Raw genomic sequence first — 15391 nt, 5'->3', positions numbered from 1 at the left:
GCCAAGAGCATGTCAAGGAAGCGGGAAAGAGTTGAAATATTTAGATAACGGAAAGGATTAAGAAATATACATGACATATCATGAGTGGAAAGACTTAGCGCTATTTTACTCCGTTGAATCAACCCAGAAATTTCTAGAAAAGGTTTATATCTTAAACGGTATTGACGATGCGAAAAAAAACTCTTTTAAAAACAGTGAACGGTTTATTTATTTCTTAAAGCATGCCGAATCGTTTTATAAACAAGCCGCATATTCTCCCTTAGAAATCAAACCGATTCTTTTATTTTATGGAATGGCACAGCTTATCAAAGCATGCTTAATTACACGTGATCCTCATTATCCAAGCCATACATCAGTACTGGCACATGGCGTAACAACAAGAAAACGAAAGAAACAAAATTATTGTTTTAGCGATGATGAAGTGAAAATACAACGAAATGGCCTATGCGTGCATTTTATGAAACATTTATTCGGACAATCGGATATAGTAGATGAACGGTATACCATGAAAAAATTATTAATGGCCATTCCAGAACTTAGCGATATTTTCTACTTTCAGCAGAAAGAACGATTTATGACAAAAGTTGAGAAGGATAAGAACGAAATTTTTGTACCGGAGGAAGTAGTAATCAATTACAAAATGTCTGATTCAAGGTTTGCTGAATACATGTCCCATCATTATCAATGGTCTTTTACAAAAAAAAATGAACACGGGCTGCTGTTCGAAATTTCACCACAAGACAAGGAGCCATGGACATCGACCAGCTTATTGTTTGACATGGAAAAGAACCAATATTATATCCCTTCTCAAAGGGAGCAATTTCTGAGGCTTCCCGAAATGACAATTCATTATTTGATTTTGTACAACGTTGGGATGATTGCAAGGTATGAAACAGAATGGTGGTATGAGTTATTAACACAGCATATAAGTGATGACTACGTGTTAATTCAGCAGTTTTTATTAGTATCAGAAAAGAAATTCCCTAAATACGCTTCACAGTTTCTTCTTCATTTTTAACAAACAAAAAACCCAGCTCAATGAGCTGGGTTTAAGCTTGCTTGGCGGCGTCCTACTCTCACAGGAGGAAACCCCCGACTACCATCGGCGCTGAAGAGCTTAACTTCCGTGTTCGGTATGGGAACGGGTGTGACCTCTTCGCTATCGCCACCAAACAAATTGAGAGTGTTCTCTCAAAACTAGATAACAGGTGTGACATCATTCAAAAATATGGTTAAGTCCTCGATCGATTAGTATCTGTCAGCTCCATGTGTCGCCACACTTCCACCTCAGACCTATCAACCTGATCATCTTTCAGGGATCTTACTTCCTTGCGGAATGGGAAATCTCATCTTGAGGGGGGCTTCATGCTTAGATGCTTTCAGCACTTATCCCGTCCGCACATAGCTACCCAGCGATGCCCTTGGCAGAACAACTGGTACACCAGCGGTGCGTCCATCCCGGTCCTCTCGTACTAAGGACAGCTCCTCTCAAATTTCCTGCGCCCGCGACGGATAGGGACCGAACTGTCTCACGACGTTCTGAACCCAGCTCGCGTACCGCTTTAATGGGCGAACAGCCCAACCCTTGGGACCGACTACAGCCCCAGGATGCGATGAGCCGACATCGAGGTGCCAAACCTCCCCGTCGATGTGGACTCTTGGGGGAGATAAGCCTGTTATCCCCGGGGTAGCTTTTATCCGTTGAGCGATGGCCCTTCCATGCGGAACCACCGGATCACTAAGCCCGACTTTCGTCCCTGCTCGACTTGTAGGTCTCGCAGTCAAGCTCCCTTGTGCCTTTACACTCTGCGAATGATTTCCAACCATTCTGAGGGAACCTTTGGGCGCCTCCGTTACCTTTTAGGAGGCGACCGCCCCAGTCAAACTGCCCACCTGACACTGTCTCCCCGCCCGATAAGGGCGGCGGGTTAGAAGGTCAATACAGCCAGGGTAGTATCCCACCGATGCCTCCACCGAAGCTGGCGCTCCGGTTTCCAAGGCTCCTACCTATCCTGTACAAGCTGTACCAACATTCAATATCAGGCTGCAGTAAAGCTCCACGGGGTCTTTCCGTCCTGTCGCGGGTAACCTGCATCTTCACAGGTACTATAATTTCACCGAGTCTCTCGTTGAGACAGTGCCCAGATCGTTGCGCCTTTCGTGCGGGTCGGAACTTACCCGACAAGGAATTTCGCTACCTTAGGACCGTTATAGTTACGGCCGCCGTTTACTGGGGCTTCAATTCGCACCTTCGCTTACGCTAAGCGCTCCTCTTAACCTTCCAGCACCGGGCAGGCGTCAGCCCCTATACTTCGCCTTACGGCTTCGCAGAGACCTGTGTTTTTGCTAAACAGTCGCCTGGGCCTATTCACTGCGGCTCTCTCGGGCTTGCACCCTAACAGAGCACCCCTTCTCCCGAAGTTACGGGGTCATTTTGCCGAGTTCCTTAACGAGAGTTCTCTCGATCACCTTAGGATTCTCTCCTCGCCTACCTGTGTCGGTTTGCGGTACGGGCACCTCTCACCTCGCTAGAGGCTTTTCTTGGCAGTGTGGAATCAGGAACTTCGCTACTATATTTCGCTCGCCATCACAGCTCAGCCTTATGGGAAACGGATTTGCCTATTTCCCAGCCTAACTGCTTGGACGCGGATATCCAATACCGCGCTTACCCTATCCTCCTGCGTCCCCCCATTGCTCAAATGGTGAGGAGGTGGTACAGGAATATCAACCTGTTGTCCATCGCCTACGCCTTTCGGCCTCGGCTTAGGTCCCGACTAACCCTGAGCGGACGAGCCTTCCTCAGGAAACCTTAGGCATTCGGTGGAGGGGATTCTCACCCCTCTTTCGCTACTCATACCGGCATTCTCACTTCTAAGCGCTCCACCAGTCCTTCCGGTCTGGCTTCACAGCCCTTAGAACGCTCTCCTACCACTGTTCGAAGAACAGTCCGCAGCTTCGGTGATACGTTTAGCCCCGGTACATTTTCGGCGCAGAGTCACTCGACCAGTGAGCTATTACGCACTCTTTAAATGGTGGCTGCTTCTAAGCCAACATCCTGGTTGTCTAAGCAACTCCACATCCTTTTCCACTTAACGTATACTTTGGGACCTTAGCTGGCGGTCTGGGCTGTTTCCCTTTCGACTACGGATCTTATCACTCGCAGTCTGACTCCCAAGGATAAGTCATTGGCATTCGGAGTTTGACTGAATTCGGTAACCCGGTAGGGGCCCCTAGTCCAATCAGTGCTCTACCTCCAAGACTCTTACCTTGAGGCTAGCCCTAAAGCTATTTCGGAGAGAACCAGCTATCTCCAGGTTCGATTGGCATTTCACCCCTACCCACACCTCATCCCCGCACTTTTCAACGTGCGTGGGTTCGGGCCTCCATTCAGTGTTACCTGAACTTCACCCTGGACATGGGTAGATCACCTGGTTTCGGGTCTACGACCACGTACTCATGCGCCCTATTCAGACTCGCTTTCGCTGCGGCTCCGCATCTTCTGCTTAACCTTGCACGGGATCGTAACTCGCCGGTTCATTCTACAAAAGGCACGCCATCACCCGTTAACGGGCTCTGACTACTTGTAGGCACACGGTTTCAGGATCTCTTTCACTCCCCTTCCGGGGTGCTTTTCACCTTTCCCTCACGGTACTGGTTCACTATCGGTCACTAGGGAGTATTTAGCCTTGGGAGATGGTCCTCCCGGATTCCGACGGAATTTCACGTGTTCCGCCGTACTCAGGATCCACTCAGGAGAGAACGAAGTTTTGACTACAGGGCTGTTACCTCCTATGGCGGGCCTTTCCAGACCTCTTCATCTACCTCGTTCTTTTGTAACTCCGTACAGAGTGTCCTACAACCCCAAGAGGCAAGCCTCTTGGTTTGGGCTAATCCCGTTTCGCTCGCCGCTACTCAGGGAATCGCATTTGCTTTCTCTTCCTCCGGGTACTTAGATGTTTCAGTTCCCCGGGTCTGCCTTCTCATATCCTATGAATTCAGATATGGATACCACTCCATTACGAGTGGTGGGTTTCCCCATTCGGAAATCTCCGGATCAAAGCTTGCTTACAGCTCCCCGAAGCATATCGGTGTTCGTCCCGTCCTTCATCGGCTCCTAGTGCCAAGGCATCCACCGTGCGCCCTTTCTAACTTAACCGTTAAAAAGAATCACTATGTGATATCTTGTATTACTAATTGAATGTGATGTCTACTGTTATCTAGTTTTCAAAGAACACGTTGGTGGAGCCTAGCGGGATCGAACCGCTGACCTCCTGCGTGCAAAGCAGGCGCTCTCCCAGCTGAGCTAAGGCCCCGTTATATAAGATGGTGGGCCTGAGTGGACTCGAACCACCGACCTCACGCTTATCAGGCGTGCGCTCTAACCAGCTGAGCTACAGGCCCATCTTAACTTATTCAAGGAACAAAGTTCCTTCAAAACTAAACAAGACAGGGAACGTTCTGTTTATAAGACCCAAGGTCTTATATTCCGTATAATATCCTTAGAAAGGAGGTGATCCAGCCGCACCTTCCGATACGGCTACCTTGTTACGACTTCACCCCAATCATCTGTCCCACCTTCGGCGGCTGGCTCCTAAAAGGTTACCTCACCGACTTCGGGTGTTACAAACTCTCGTGGTGTGACGGGCGGTGTGTACAAGGCCCGGGAACGTATTCACCGCGGCATGCTGATCCGCGATTACTAGCGATTCCAGCTTCACGCAGTCGAGTTGCAGACTGCGATCCGAACTGAGAACAGATTTGTGGGATTGGCTTAACCTCGCGGTTTCGCTGCCCTTTGTTCTGTCCATTGTAGCACGTGTGTAGCCCAGGTCATAAGGGGCATGATGATTTGACGTCATCCCCACCTTCCTCCGGTTTGTCACCGGCAGTCACCTTAGAGTGCCCAACTGAATGCTGGCAACTAAGATCAAGGGTTGCGCTCGTTGCGGGACTTAACCCAACATCTCACGACACGAGCTGACGACAACCATGCACCACCTGTCACTCTGCCCCCGAAGGGGACGTCCTATCTCTAGGATTGTCAGAGGATGTCAAGACCTGGTAAGGTTCTTCGCGTTGCTTCGAATTAAACCACATGCTCCACCGCTTGTGCGGGCCCCCGTCAATTCCTTTGAGTTTCAGTCTTGCGACCGTACTCCCCAGGCGGAGTGCTTAATGCGTTAGCTGCAGCACTAAGGGGCGGAAACCCCCTAACACTTAGCACTCATCGTTTACGGCGTGGACTACCAGGGTATCTAATCCTGTTCGCTCCCCACGCTTTCGCTCCTCAGCGTCAGTTACAGACCAGAGAGTCGCCTTCGCCACTGGTGTTCCTCCACATCTCTACGCATTTCACCGCTACACGTGGAATTCCACTCTCCTCTTCTGCACTCAAGTTCCCCAGTTTCCAATGACCCTCCCCGGTTGAGCCGGGGGCTTTCACATCAGACTTAAGAAACCGCCTGCGAGCCCTTTACGCCCAATAATTCCGGACAACGCTTGCCACCTACGTATTACCGCGGCTGCTGGCACGTAGTTAGCCGTGGCTTTCTGGTTAGGTACCGTCAAGGTACCGCCCTATTCGAACGGTACTTGTTCTTCCCTAACAACAGAGCTTTACGATCCGAAAACCTTCATCACTCACGCGGCGTTGCTCCGTCAGACTTTCGTCCATTGCGGAAGATTCCCTACTGCTGCCTCCCGTAGGAGTCTGGGCCGTGTCTCAGTCCCAGTGTGGCCGATCACCCTCTCAGGTCGGCTACGCATCGTTGCCTTGGTGAGCCGTTACCTCACCAACTAGCTAATGCGCCGCGGGTCCATCTGTAAGTGGTAGCCGAAGCCACCTTTTATGTTTGAACCATGCGGTTCAAACAACCATCCGGTATTAGCCCCGGTTTCCCGGAGTTATCCCAGTCTTACAGGCAGGTTACCCACGTGTTACTCACCCGTCCGCCGCTAACATCAGGGAGCAAGCTCCCATCTGTCCGCTCGACTTGCATGTATTAGGCACGCCGCCAGCGTTCGTCCTGAGCCAGGATCAAACTCTCCGATAAAGTAGTTTGACTGACTACGCACATCGCTGTGCGATTTATAAAAATGAATTAACAGGTACGTTTTGTCTTGTTTAGTTTTCAAAGAACTTTGTGTGCTTCTCTCGAAGCGACTACTTAATAGTAACATTTTTAGTTAACTAGGTCAATACTTTTTTAAAAAAGTTTTTACTAGTCATAATGGTCATGCTTGTGTCTTTAAAAAGACAACAGAAATGATTATACCATAATTTTTATGACTGTAAAGGGTTATGACACAAAAAAGCGCAGCTATTTCAGCTGCGCTTTTTCTCACACTTCTTCTTGTTCTTCTTCATTCTCATCTTCTTCGTTTTTCTCTACTAAAGCTACTGTAGCAACATGCTCTTCTTCTGCCATTCTGATGAGACGCACACCTTGAGTGACACGTCCGGTGATGGAGATATCATTGATGTCCATTCTGATGAGTACGCCGCTAGCTGTAATAATCATTAGATCCTCTTCACCTTTAGTAGCTTTCACTGCTACTAGTTGACCGTTGTTCTCGGTGATTTTCGCTGTTTTGAGTCCTTTTCCGCCCCGGCTTTGGGTTCTGTACTCTTCAGCCGGAGTTCGTTTTCCGTACCCTTTTTCAGTTACGATAAGGACGTGTGATTCTTCCTCTAATATCTCCATGCCGACAACAACGTCGTCATCCGTCAGGGTGATGCCTTTTACGCCCGCCGCAGTTCTTCCCATCTCCCGGACATCTGTTTCAGGGAAACGGATCAGTAAACCGTTTTTCGTTCCAATGATGATTTGTTTTGTGCCGTCAGTCAGACGTACACCCATCAGTTCATCATCTTCACGAAGACCTAGAGCGATTAGACCATTGTTGCGGATATTAGCGAATTGAGATAGCGATGTTCGTTTTGAAACCCCATGCTTTGTAGTGAAGAAAAGGTAAAGCTCCGCATTGAATTCCGTGACTGGAATAATCGCGTTGATCCACTCACCCTTTTCTACCTCCAGCAGGTTAATAATCGGGATTCCTTTTGCAGTTCTGCCGTATTCAGGGATTTCATACCCTTTTGCACGATACACTTTCCCCTTGTTCGAGAAGAAGAGAATCGTGTCATGAGTTGACGTAGAGATCAAATGCTCAACGAAATCATCTTCGTTTGTTCCCATACCTTGTACACCTTTTCCGCCTCGTTTTTGACTGCGGTAAGTTGATGCAGGAAGACGTTTGACGTATCCGTTGTGCGTCAGAGTAACTACGATATTTTCTCTCTCGATGAGATCTTCATCTTCAATTGTCTCCAGTCCAGAAGTGACAATCTCAGTACGTCTTTCATCGTTAAAACGCTCTTTGATTTCCGTGAGTTCTTCACGAATGATCTCAAGCACTTTATATTCATTTGCCAAGATGTCTTTAAGCTCTGCAATTAATTTAACAAGAGATTGGTATTCTTCTTCAATCTTTTCACGTTCCAGTCCCGTTAAACGCTGGAGCCTCATATCAAGGATCGCTTGTGCTTGCTTCTCTGTCAGTGAGAATTGTTCAATTAAACCTGTTCTCGCAATTTCAGCCGTTTGAGAATTACGGATAAGGGAGATAACTGCATCGAGATGATCCAGTGCAACTCTCAATCCTTCCAAGATATGAGCTCTCGCTTCTGCCTTACGCAATTCATAAGCAGTACGGCGTCTAATGACAACTTTTTGATGGTCAAGGTAATGCTCCAGGCATTGCTTAAGAGTTAAAACTTTCGGCTGGCCATCAACAAGTGCAAGCAGGTTGATGCCAAAAGATGTTTGTAGAGCAGTTTGTTTGTACAGATTGTTTAAGATGACATTCGCATTGGCATCGCGTCTGATTTCAATGACAATTCTCATACCTGTACGATCTGACTCATCACGCAGATCTGTGATACCCTCTATCTTTTTGTCCCTTACGAGATCGGCAATTTTCTCAATTAATTTCGCCTTATTTACTTGGTAAGGTAACTCTGTAACGATAATTCTTTCTTTACCCGAAGATGTTTGTTCGATCTCAGCTTTTGCCCGAATCGTGATAGAGCCTCGGCCTGATTCGTATGCTTTCCGGATACCGCTGCGTCCCAAGATTTGACCCGCGGTCGGGAAATCAGGCCCTGGAATGACTTCCATAAGCTCTGGAATGGTAATGTCCGGATTCTCACTGACAGCAAGTACACCGTCAATGATTTCTCCCAGCTGGTGCGGAGGAATGTTTGTTGCCATACCTACCGCAATGCCGGCAGCACCGTTCACGAGCAGATTCGGGAACCTTGAAGGCATAACGACAGGTTCTCTTTCTGACCCGTCATAGTTATCCTGGTAATCGATTGTGTCTTTTGTGATGTCGCGAAGAATCTCCATTGAGATTTTAGACATTCTTGCTTCTGTATAACGCATGGCCGCCGCTGAGTCTCCGTCAACAGAACCGAAGTTTCCGTGACCGTCAACGAGCATATAACGGTAGTTGAAATCCTGAGCCATTCTGACCATGGATTCATATACCGCTGAATCACCGTGCGGGTGGTATTTCCCGATAACTTCTCCAACGATACGCGCGGATTTTTTATAAGGCTTGTCACTTGTCATGCCTAAATCATTCATTGCATACAAAATCCGTCTATGAACCGGTTTTAAACCGTCTCGAACATCCGGAAGAGCACGGGACACGATAACGCTCATTGCATAATCCAAGAAGGACGTACGCATTTCCTGACTGATATTTATTTCACGAACTTGTGGTGTGTTTTGTTCACTCATTAAAAAACCTCCCTGAAGTATCACATGAAATATGTGGGAGTAGATTGTCCATTATGACCTTCAATACGATTTCACTATTCTCCATTATATCAATAAACTTATGATTATACACATTAAATTGCTAGAATATATAGGTACTGCAAGCATTGCTGCATCTGATCTTGTTCAGAAAAAAGCCTTATTTCTTATTGGAAATAAGGCTTTTTATGATTAGATGTCAAGATTTTTAACGTATCTCGCATTCGCTTCTATGAAGTTTCGGCGCGGTTCTACCTTGTCGCCCATAAGCATTTCAAAAGTCTCGTCCGCATCCATTGCATCTTCAAGAGTTACCTGAAGAAGTGTTCTGGAGCTAGGATCCATGGTTGTCTCCCATAGCTGGGTGGCATTCATTTCACCAAGACCTTTGTAACGCTGCAGTCCAGGCTTAGGCGTTTGAGGAAGAGTTTTTAACAGCTCTTCAAGCTCCTTGTCATTGTACGCATATTCAACGCGTTTCCCCTGTTGAACCTTGTAGAGCGGCGGCTGCGCAATGTACACGTAGCCATTTTCGATAATTTGGCGCATATATCTGTAAAAGAACGTTAACAGAAGTGTTCTGATGTGCGCGCCGTCAACATCGGCATCTGTCATAATGACAACTTTGTGGTAACGGGCTTTCTCAAGGTTGAAGTCTTCCCCAATGCCTGTGCCGAGCGCTGTGATCATAGAGCGAACTTCGTTGTTAGAAAGAATTTTATCCAGTCTGGCCTTTTCAACGTTTAGGATTTTACCTCTAAGCGGCAAAATGGCTTGGAAATGTCTGTCGCGTCCTTGTTTAGCAGATCCTCCGGCAGAGTCACCCTCTACGATATATAACTCGGAAATGCTCGGATCTTTTGAAGAGCAGTCCGCTAACTTACCGGGCAAGTTTGAAATTTCCAAAGCACTCTTACGGCGTGTTAGTTCACGCGCTTTTTTCGCAGCCATTCTTGCTCTTGCCGCCATTAAGCCTTTATCGACAATTTTTTTGGCTGCATCTGGATTTTCCAGCATAAATGTTTCCATCGCCGTAGAAAATAACGTATCGGTGATCGTCCGTGCTTCTGAGTTGCCCAGCTTTGTTTTCGTTTGGCCCTCAAACTGCGGATCAGGGTGTTTGATTGAAATAATCGCTGTCAGCCCTTCCCTTACGTCATCTCCGCTTAGGTTTGGATCATTTTCTTTAATAAGCCCTTTTTTTCTGGCGTAATCGTTGATAACACGAGTCAGGCCCGTTTTGAAGCCAGCTTCATGGGTACCGCCTTCGTACGTGTTAATGTTGTTTGTAAACGAGTAAATGTTGCTTGTGTAGCTGTCATTGTATTGCAAAGCCACTTCAACCGTAATGCCGTCCTTTTCGCCTTCAATGTAAATCGGCTCTTCATGGACAACCTCTTTAGAGCGGTTTAAATACTCTACATAACTTTTAATTCCGCCTTCGTAATGGTATTCATTTTTGCGCTCTTGTCCTTCACGTTTATCTTCAATCGTGATGTTTACGCCCTTTGTTAAAAAGGCTAATTCACGCACGCGGTTGGCAAGCAGATCGTAATCATACTCGGTTGTTTCCGAGAAAATTTCAGGGTCCGGGACAAAATGTGTCGTCGTTCCTGTATGATCCGTTTCGCCAATGATTTCAAGGTCTGTAACCGGAACTCCGCGTTTATAGGTTTGGCGGTGAATTTTACCGTCACGGTGAACCGTCACATCAAGCTCTGTTGATAGTGCGTTTACGACCGACGCACCTACACCGTGTAATCCTCCGGATACTTTATAGCCGCTTCCGTCAAATTTTCCTCCGGCATGAAGCACCGTCATAATGACTTCTACCGCAGGACGGCCCATTTTTTCATGAATACCGACTGGAATACCGCGGCCATTATCTACAACCGTGATACTGTTGTCTTTTTCGATTTGGATATTGATATCCGTACAATAACCGGCCAGGGCTTCGTCAATACTATTGTCGACAATTTCCCATACCAGGTGGTGAAGGCCTTTGCTGTTTGTCGAACCGATATACATCCCCGGTCTTTTACGAACAGCTTCCAATCCTTCTAGTACCTGTATCTGATTTTCATCATAACTGTTTTGCTGCTGTTCCATAGCCACGTCATTCACCTACACTTTTCTAAACGATATATTCGTGATAAAAAATTTCTAAGAATCTATTTCAAACATAAATTGCGCACGTTTTTTTAATGTGCTGGAAGATAAGGGAGAGTAATATATATTCTGAACCGTGACTACGATAGATTTGGGCGTGCCGTTTACGGAAGGCACCACCTTGTGTTTCTGTTTTTTCAGAAATTCTTCAACAATAGGCGACATGTTGGCTTTAAAGTCAAAAATGCCGACAATATCTCGTGTTGAAACCACAAAGTCATCACCTAAATGAATATACAATTGCTCACCTCATTTCTTCACTTCACTAACGCACCATTTTGCACACGGAACATTCCTGCTTGACGTAAGGTTTCGTGATCAATGCCATCAACGCTTGTCGTTGTGACAAACGTTTGTACACGGCCTTGGATCGTATGAAGCAAGTGTGACTGGCGATAATCATCCAGTTCACTCAGTACATCATCCAATAGTAAAATGGGATATTCTCCGATTTCTTCATGGATCAGGTCAATCTCCGCCAGCTTAAGGGACAACGCCGTCGTTCGCTGCTGTCCTTGAGAACCATACGTCTGCACATCGCGTCCGTTCACATAGAAAAGAACATCATCGCGATGAGGCCCTGACAGCGTCACACCACGCTCAATTTCTTTTTCTCTTAATTTAGAAAACGCTTCTTGATAGCTATCTCCTATTTTCGACAAATCTAGGGGATCTGATACATCAAGAGCTGTATGGTATTTCAGGGTAAGTTCTTCAAGCCCTCTTGAGATGCCTGCATGGATGGGCTGCGCCCATTTCTCGAGCTGTGCTGTAAACTGCAGGCGTTTTACGACGACTTTTGCTGCAACTTCTACAAGCTGATCGGTCAGAACATCGAGCATCGTCCGGTCAGTATGTTTTCTTGTTTGCAGCTGTTTCAAAAAATGATTCCGCTGGGAAAGGATTTTCTGGTAAAGAGAAAGATCATGAAGGTAGACGGGAGAAACCTGTCCGATTTCCATGTCAAGAAACCGCCTTCTCACTTGAGGGCTTCCCTTTACAAGATTTAAATCTTCCGGCGCGAACATAATGGTGTTGAGGGCCCCGACATACTGGCTGAGCTTTTGCTGTTCAATATGATTGACCTTGCCCTTTTTACCCTTTTTGGAGATGACGAGCTGCATCGGGATCGCCCCGTTTTGCTTCATCACTCTTCCCTCTATTTTAGCATAGTCTTTGTCCCACCGTATAAGTTCTTTGTCATTTGATGTCCGGTGCGATTTCGCCATGGACAAGACATAGATCGCCTCCATGAGGTTTGTCTTCCCCTGGGCGTTTTCTCCGATGATCACATTTACTTTATTTTCAAATTGAAGTTCAGCATGGTCGTAGTTGCGGTAAGATGTCAGTTCTAAGTTCTGGATATACAATCAGTGTCACCCGCTTTAATTGACGACTTGAAATGAACCAAATCCTTCAATCTCTACCACATCTCCAACATACAGCTTTCTGCCCCGGCGGTTGTCCGGCTCATCGTTCACAAGCACTTCATGCTCGCTTAAAAACCACTTCGCCATACCGCCAGACTGAATCACATCGGCTAATTTTAAGAATTGTCCGAGTGTAATCATCTCTGTATCAATTGAAATCGGATTTGCCATTATATCGACCTCTTTCAAATATCACTAATATCTAATTGTACTAAAAAAAAACGAATTAGGGAAAGGGAAAACTTGTCGGAGCAGATACCGAATAGAAAAGCTGCCGACGGGTCGGCAGCAGTGTATCGGATTAATAGGTTCTGACAGGGAGGATAAGCTGTACAATCGTTTCATCATTCGGTGTGCGAATTAAGAAAGGTCTCATTGCGCCTGTAAAGCTTACGCGTATTTCTGCTCCTTCAAGCACCTTTAGTGCATCCAGCATATATTTTGGACTAAAAGAGATATTTAATTCCTCACCTTCAATTTGATCCGCAGCAATTGCTTCCACAACTTTACCGATTTCCGGGGAATTGGAAGAAATTTCAATGGATTCAGCCGGTTTTGCGGACAGTTTTACAACGTTGTTGCGTCCCTCTCTAGCTAAAAGAGATGCACGATCAATGGCCTGAAGGAATTCTTTTGTGTTCACAATGATTTCTGTTTTGCTGTCTTGCGGAATCAGGCTGGTTGTGTCTGGATAATTCCCGTCCAGAAGCCGTGAGAAGAATAAGACGTTTTTCGCTTTAAACAGAACTTGGGTTTCTGTGATGACGATATCTACAAGTTCTTGGTTGTCATCTAAAATCTTGCTGAGTTCAGTTAAACTTTTTCCCGGAATCACGACGTTATAAGATCTGTCTTCTGGAATATCAAGTTTTGCCTTTCTTAATGCAAGACGGTGGCTATCCGTTGCAGTGCATAATAATTCACTTTGCTCCACTTTCCAGTTTACACCTGTCAAGATAGGGCGTGTTTCTGAGGTGGACACTGCAAATACTGTTTGTCTGATTAGATTTTTTAACAAATCAGTTGGGATCTGAATCGCATGATGCTCTTCAATCTGAGGCAAGTGCGGATACTCATCAGCATCCAGTCCGTTTAGATTAAATTCAGCTTTACCAGAACGGATAATCGTCAAATACTGATTTTGGACTTCGATTTCTACAGTTGCCATCGGCAATTTTTTTACAATTTCACTAAAAAAGCGAGCCTGTAAAACGATGCTTCCGGGCTGTTCAATAGTGACAATTTCTTTATCTCCTTCTTCTTTTGGAATGAAGGATTCAATAGAAATATCTGAGTCACTCCCTGTAAAGGATACTCCATCATCTGATGCAACAATTTTAATACCAGTCAGAATGGGAATCGTGGTTCTGGATGAAACTGCTTTTAATACATCTTGGACACTTTCAACAAGACGATCTTTTTGAATCGTGAATTTCATTTTTATCCTCCTAACGGATAATGTATTAATATATATATTTATAAAAAATAGTAGAAGTAATAGTAGGGCCTGTGGATTTGTGGATAAGTTGTGAAAAAGACAGGAAACACAGCCTATCCACATGTGGACAGACTGTGTATGACTTCCGAAAAGTTATTCACACTTTCCCCGATTGATCCCCGGTCCTGCTATTTAAGCTGTTCTTTAATTTCTTTTACATGCTGCTGAAGCTGTTCATCATCTGCCAGCAGTTTTGAAATTTTTTCATGCGCATGAATAACGGTCGTATGATCACGTCCTCCAAACTCTTCACCGATTTTAGGAAGAGAGGAATCAGTCATTTCCCTTGATAAGTACATGGCGATTTGACGCGGAAAAGCTACTGACTTTGTCCGTTTTTTTGCTTTGAAATCCTCGAGTTTAATATTAAATTGCTGGCCTACTACCCTCTGAATTTCTTTTATCGTAATGACTTTCGGTTTTGAGGAAGGAATAATATCTTTCAACGCCTCAGCGGCTAGATCAGCATTAATATCTTTATTAATTAAAGATGAATAAGCGACAACTCTGATTAATGCTCCTTCGAGTTCCCGAATATTGCTGTCGATTTGATTCGCGATGTAAAGCATAACCTCGTTCGGAATATCGAGGCCTTCTGCTTTGGCTTTTTTTCTTAAAATCGCAATTCTCGTTTCTAGATCAGGCGGTGTGATATCTGTAATAAGTCCCCATTCAAAACGTGAGCGCAATCTGTCCTCAAGTGTCGGAATTTCCTTTGGCGGCCGGTCACTTGAAATGACGATTTGTTTGCTTTCTTCGTGCAATGTGTTAAATGTATGGAAAAATTCTTCCTGGGTTTGTTCTTTCCCCGCTAAAAATTGAATATCATCTATCAAAAGCACATCAACATTTCGATAGCGATTGCGGAAGTCGACGGCTTTATTATCTCGGATAGAGTTGATGAATTCGTTTGTAAATTTCTCAGAAGACAGATAAACCACTTTGGCAGAAGGATTATGATCTATTACATAATGGCCGATCGCATGCATTAAGTGCGTTTTCCCTAAGCCGACGCCCCCATAGATAAATAAAGGGTTGTAAGCTTTCGCGGGTGCTTCCGCTACTGCGAGGGAAGCTGCGTGTGCAAATCGGTTTCCAGATCCGATGACAAAAGTATCAAAAGTATATTTTGGATTGAGCATATTTTGAGGAAAATCAGATGTATCTTCTTTGACCGCTTTTTTGACTTGCGGTTTCGGCATAAAGTCCTCAACATCTTGATTTTGAGGAATGACAAACTTAATGCTCAATTCTTCCCCGGTTAATTCATATATAGTATCTGCAATCAGATGCAAGTATCTGGACTCCAGCCAGTCTCTGGCAAATTCATTGGGAGCCGTGATTGTTAATGTATCGCCTTGCAGTGAGTGGGCTTTGGTTGACTTCATCCAAGTCTCAAAACTCGGTTTGCTCAACTTTTTTTCGATTTGAGCAAGGGCTTGGTTCCACAGGTCTAATATATTTTCCAT

General features: G+C 45.5%; 8 protein-coding genes, 2 tRNA genes and 3 rRNA genes. 1 reads left to right on the top strand and 12 read right to left on the bottom strand.

The features are described 5' to 3' along the window. The first annotated feature begins 70 nt into the window (after window positions 1-70). Window positions 71-1018: a YaaC family protein gene (locus NSU05_RS00065; RefSeq protein ID WP_029317163.1), complete on the top strand. Its 948-nt coding sequence runs from the start codon at window positions 71-73 to the stop codon at window positions 1016-1018. A gap of 39 nt (window positions 1019-1057) precedes the next feature. Here the strand turns inward: NSU05_RS00065 and rrf are convergent. From rrf to dnaA, 12 genes are all read right to left on the bottom strand, one after another. Further along, window positions 1058-1173: ribosomal RNA gene (gene rrf / locus NSU05_RS00060) — 5S ribosomal RNA — on the bottom strand. 55 nt (window positions 1174-1228) lie between these two features. Beyond that, window positions 1229-4156, bottom strand: a 23S ribosomal RNA gene (locus NSU05_RS00055). Between the two features lie 81 nt (window positions 4157-4237). Then, window positions 4238-4313: transfer RNA gene (locus tag NSU05_RS00050), tRNA-Ala, on the bottom strand. A gap of 11 nt (window positions 4314-4324) precedes the next feature. Continuing rightward, a tRNA-Ile gene (locus NSU05_RS00045) sits at window positions 4325-4401 on the bottom strand. Window positions 4402-4503: 102 nt separating this feature from the next. Then, window positions 4504-6053: ribosomal RNA gene (locus NSU05_RS00040) — 16S ribosomal RNA — on the bottom strand. Together the 16S, 23S and 5S rRNA genes with 2 tRNA genes alongside form the textbook arrangement of a ribosomal RNA operon. A gap of 288 nt (window positions 6054-6341) precedes the next feature. Then, window positions 6342-8807: a DNA topoisomerase (ATP-hydrolyzing) subunit A gene (gene gyrA, locus NSU05_RS00035; RefSeq protein WP_014475555.1), complete on the bottom strand. Its 2466-nt coding sequence runs from the start codon at window positions 8805-8807 to the stop codon at window positions 6342-6344. A gap of 210 nt (window positions 8808-9017) precedes the next feature. After that, a complete protein-coding gene (gyrB, locus tag NSU05_RS00030) occupies window positions 9018-10934 on the bottom strand; it encodes a DNA topoisomerase (ATP-hydrolyzing) subunit B (RefSeq protein WP_003226808.1) in 1917 nt (638 codons plus the stop codon). A 54-nt stretch (window positions 10935-10988) separates the two neighbouring features. Beyond that, window positions 10989-11234, bottom strand: coding sequence for an extracellular matrix regulator RemB (remB, locus tag NSU05_RS00025; protein ID WP_003219266.1), 246 nt, complete (start codon window positions 11232-11234; stop codon window positions 10989-10991). A 17-nt stretch (window positions 11235-11251) separates the two neighbouring features. Then, window positions 11252-12364, bottom strand: a complete 1113-nt coding sequence (recF, locus tag NSU05_RS00020; protein ID WP_038429975.1) for a DNA replication/repair protein RecF — start codon at window positions 12362-12364, stop codon at window positions 11252-11254. Between the two features lie 15 nt (window positions 12365-12379). Continuing rightward, the gene (gene rlbA / locus NSU05_RS00015) at window positions 12380-12595 is read right to left on the bottom strand and encodes a ribosome maturation protein RlbA (RefSeq protein WP_003226810.1); all 216 of its coding nucleotides are present in this window, start codon (window positions 12593-12595) and stop codon (window positions 12380-12382) included. A gap of 130 nt (window positions 12596-12725) precedes the next feature. Continuing rightward, complete coding sequence (gene dnaN / locus NSU05_RS00010; protein ID WP_003226811.1) at window positions 12726-13862, bottom strand: DNA polymerase III subunit beta; 1137 nt, start codon at window positions 13860-13862, stop codon at window positions 12726-12728. Window positions 13863-14050: 188 nt separating this feature from the next. Further along, entirely contained in the window at window positions 14051-15391 is a 1341-nt protein-coding gene (gene dnaA, locus NSU05_RS00005; RefSeq protein ID WP_003242674.1) for a chromosomal replication initiator protein DnaA, read from the bottom strand.

The organism is Bacillus sp. EU52, from assembly GCF_037964975.1.
Taxonomy (GTDB): Bacteria; Bacillota; Bacilli; order Bacillales; family Bacillaceae; genus Bacillus; species Bacillus subtilis.
This window is presented reverse-complemented; position numbering and strand designations above follow the sequence as displayed.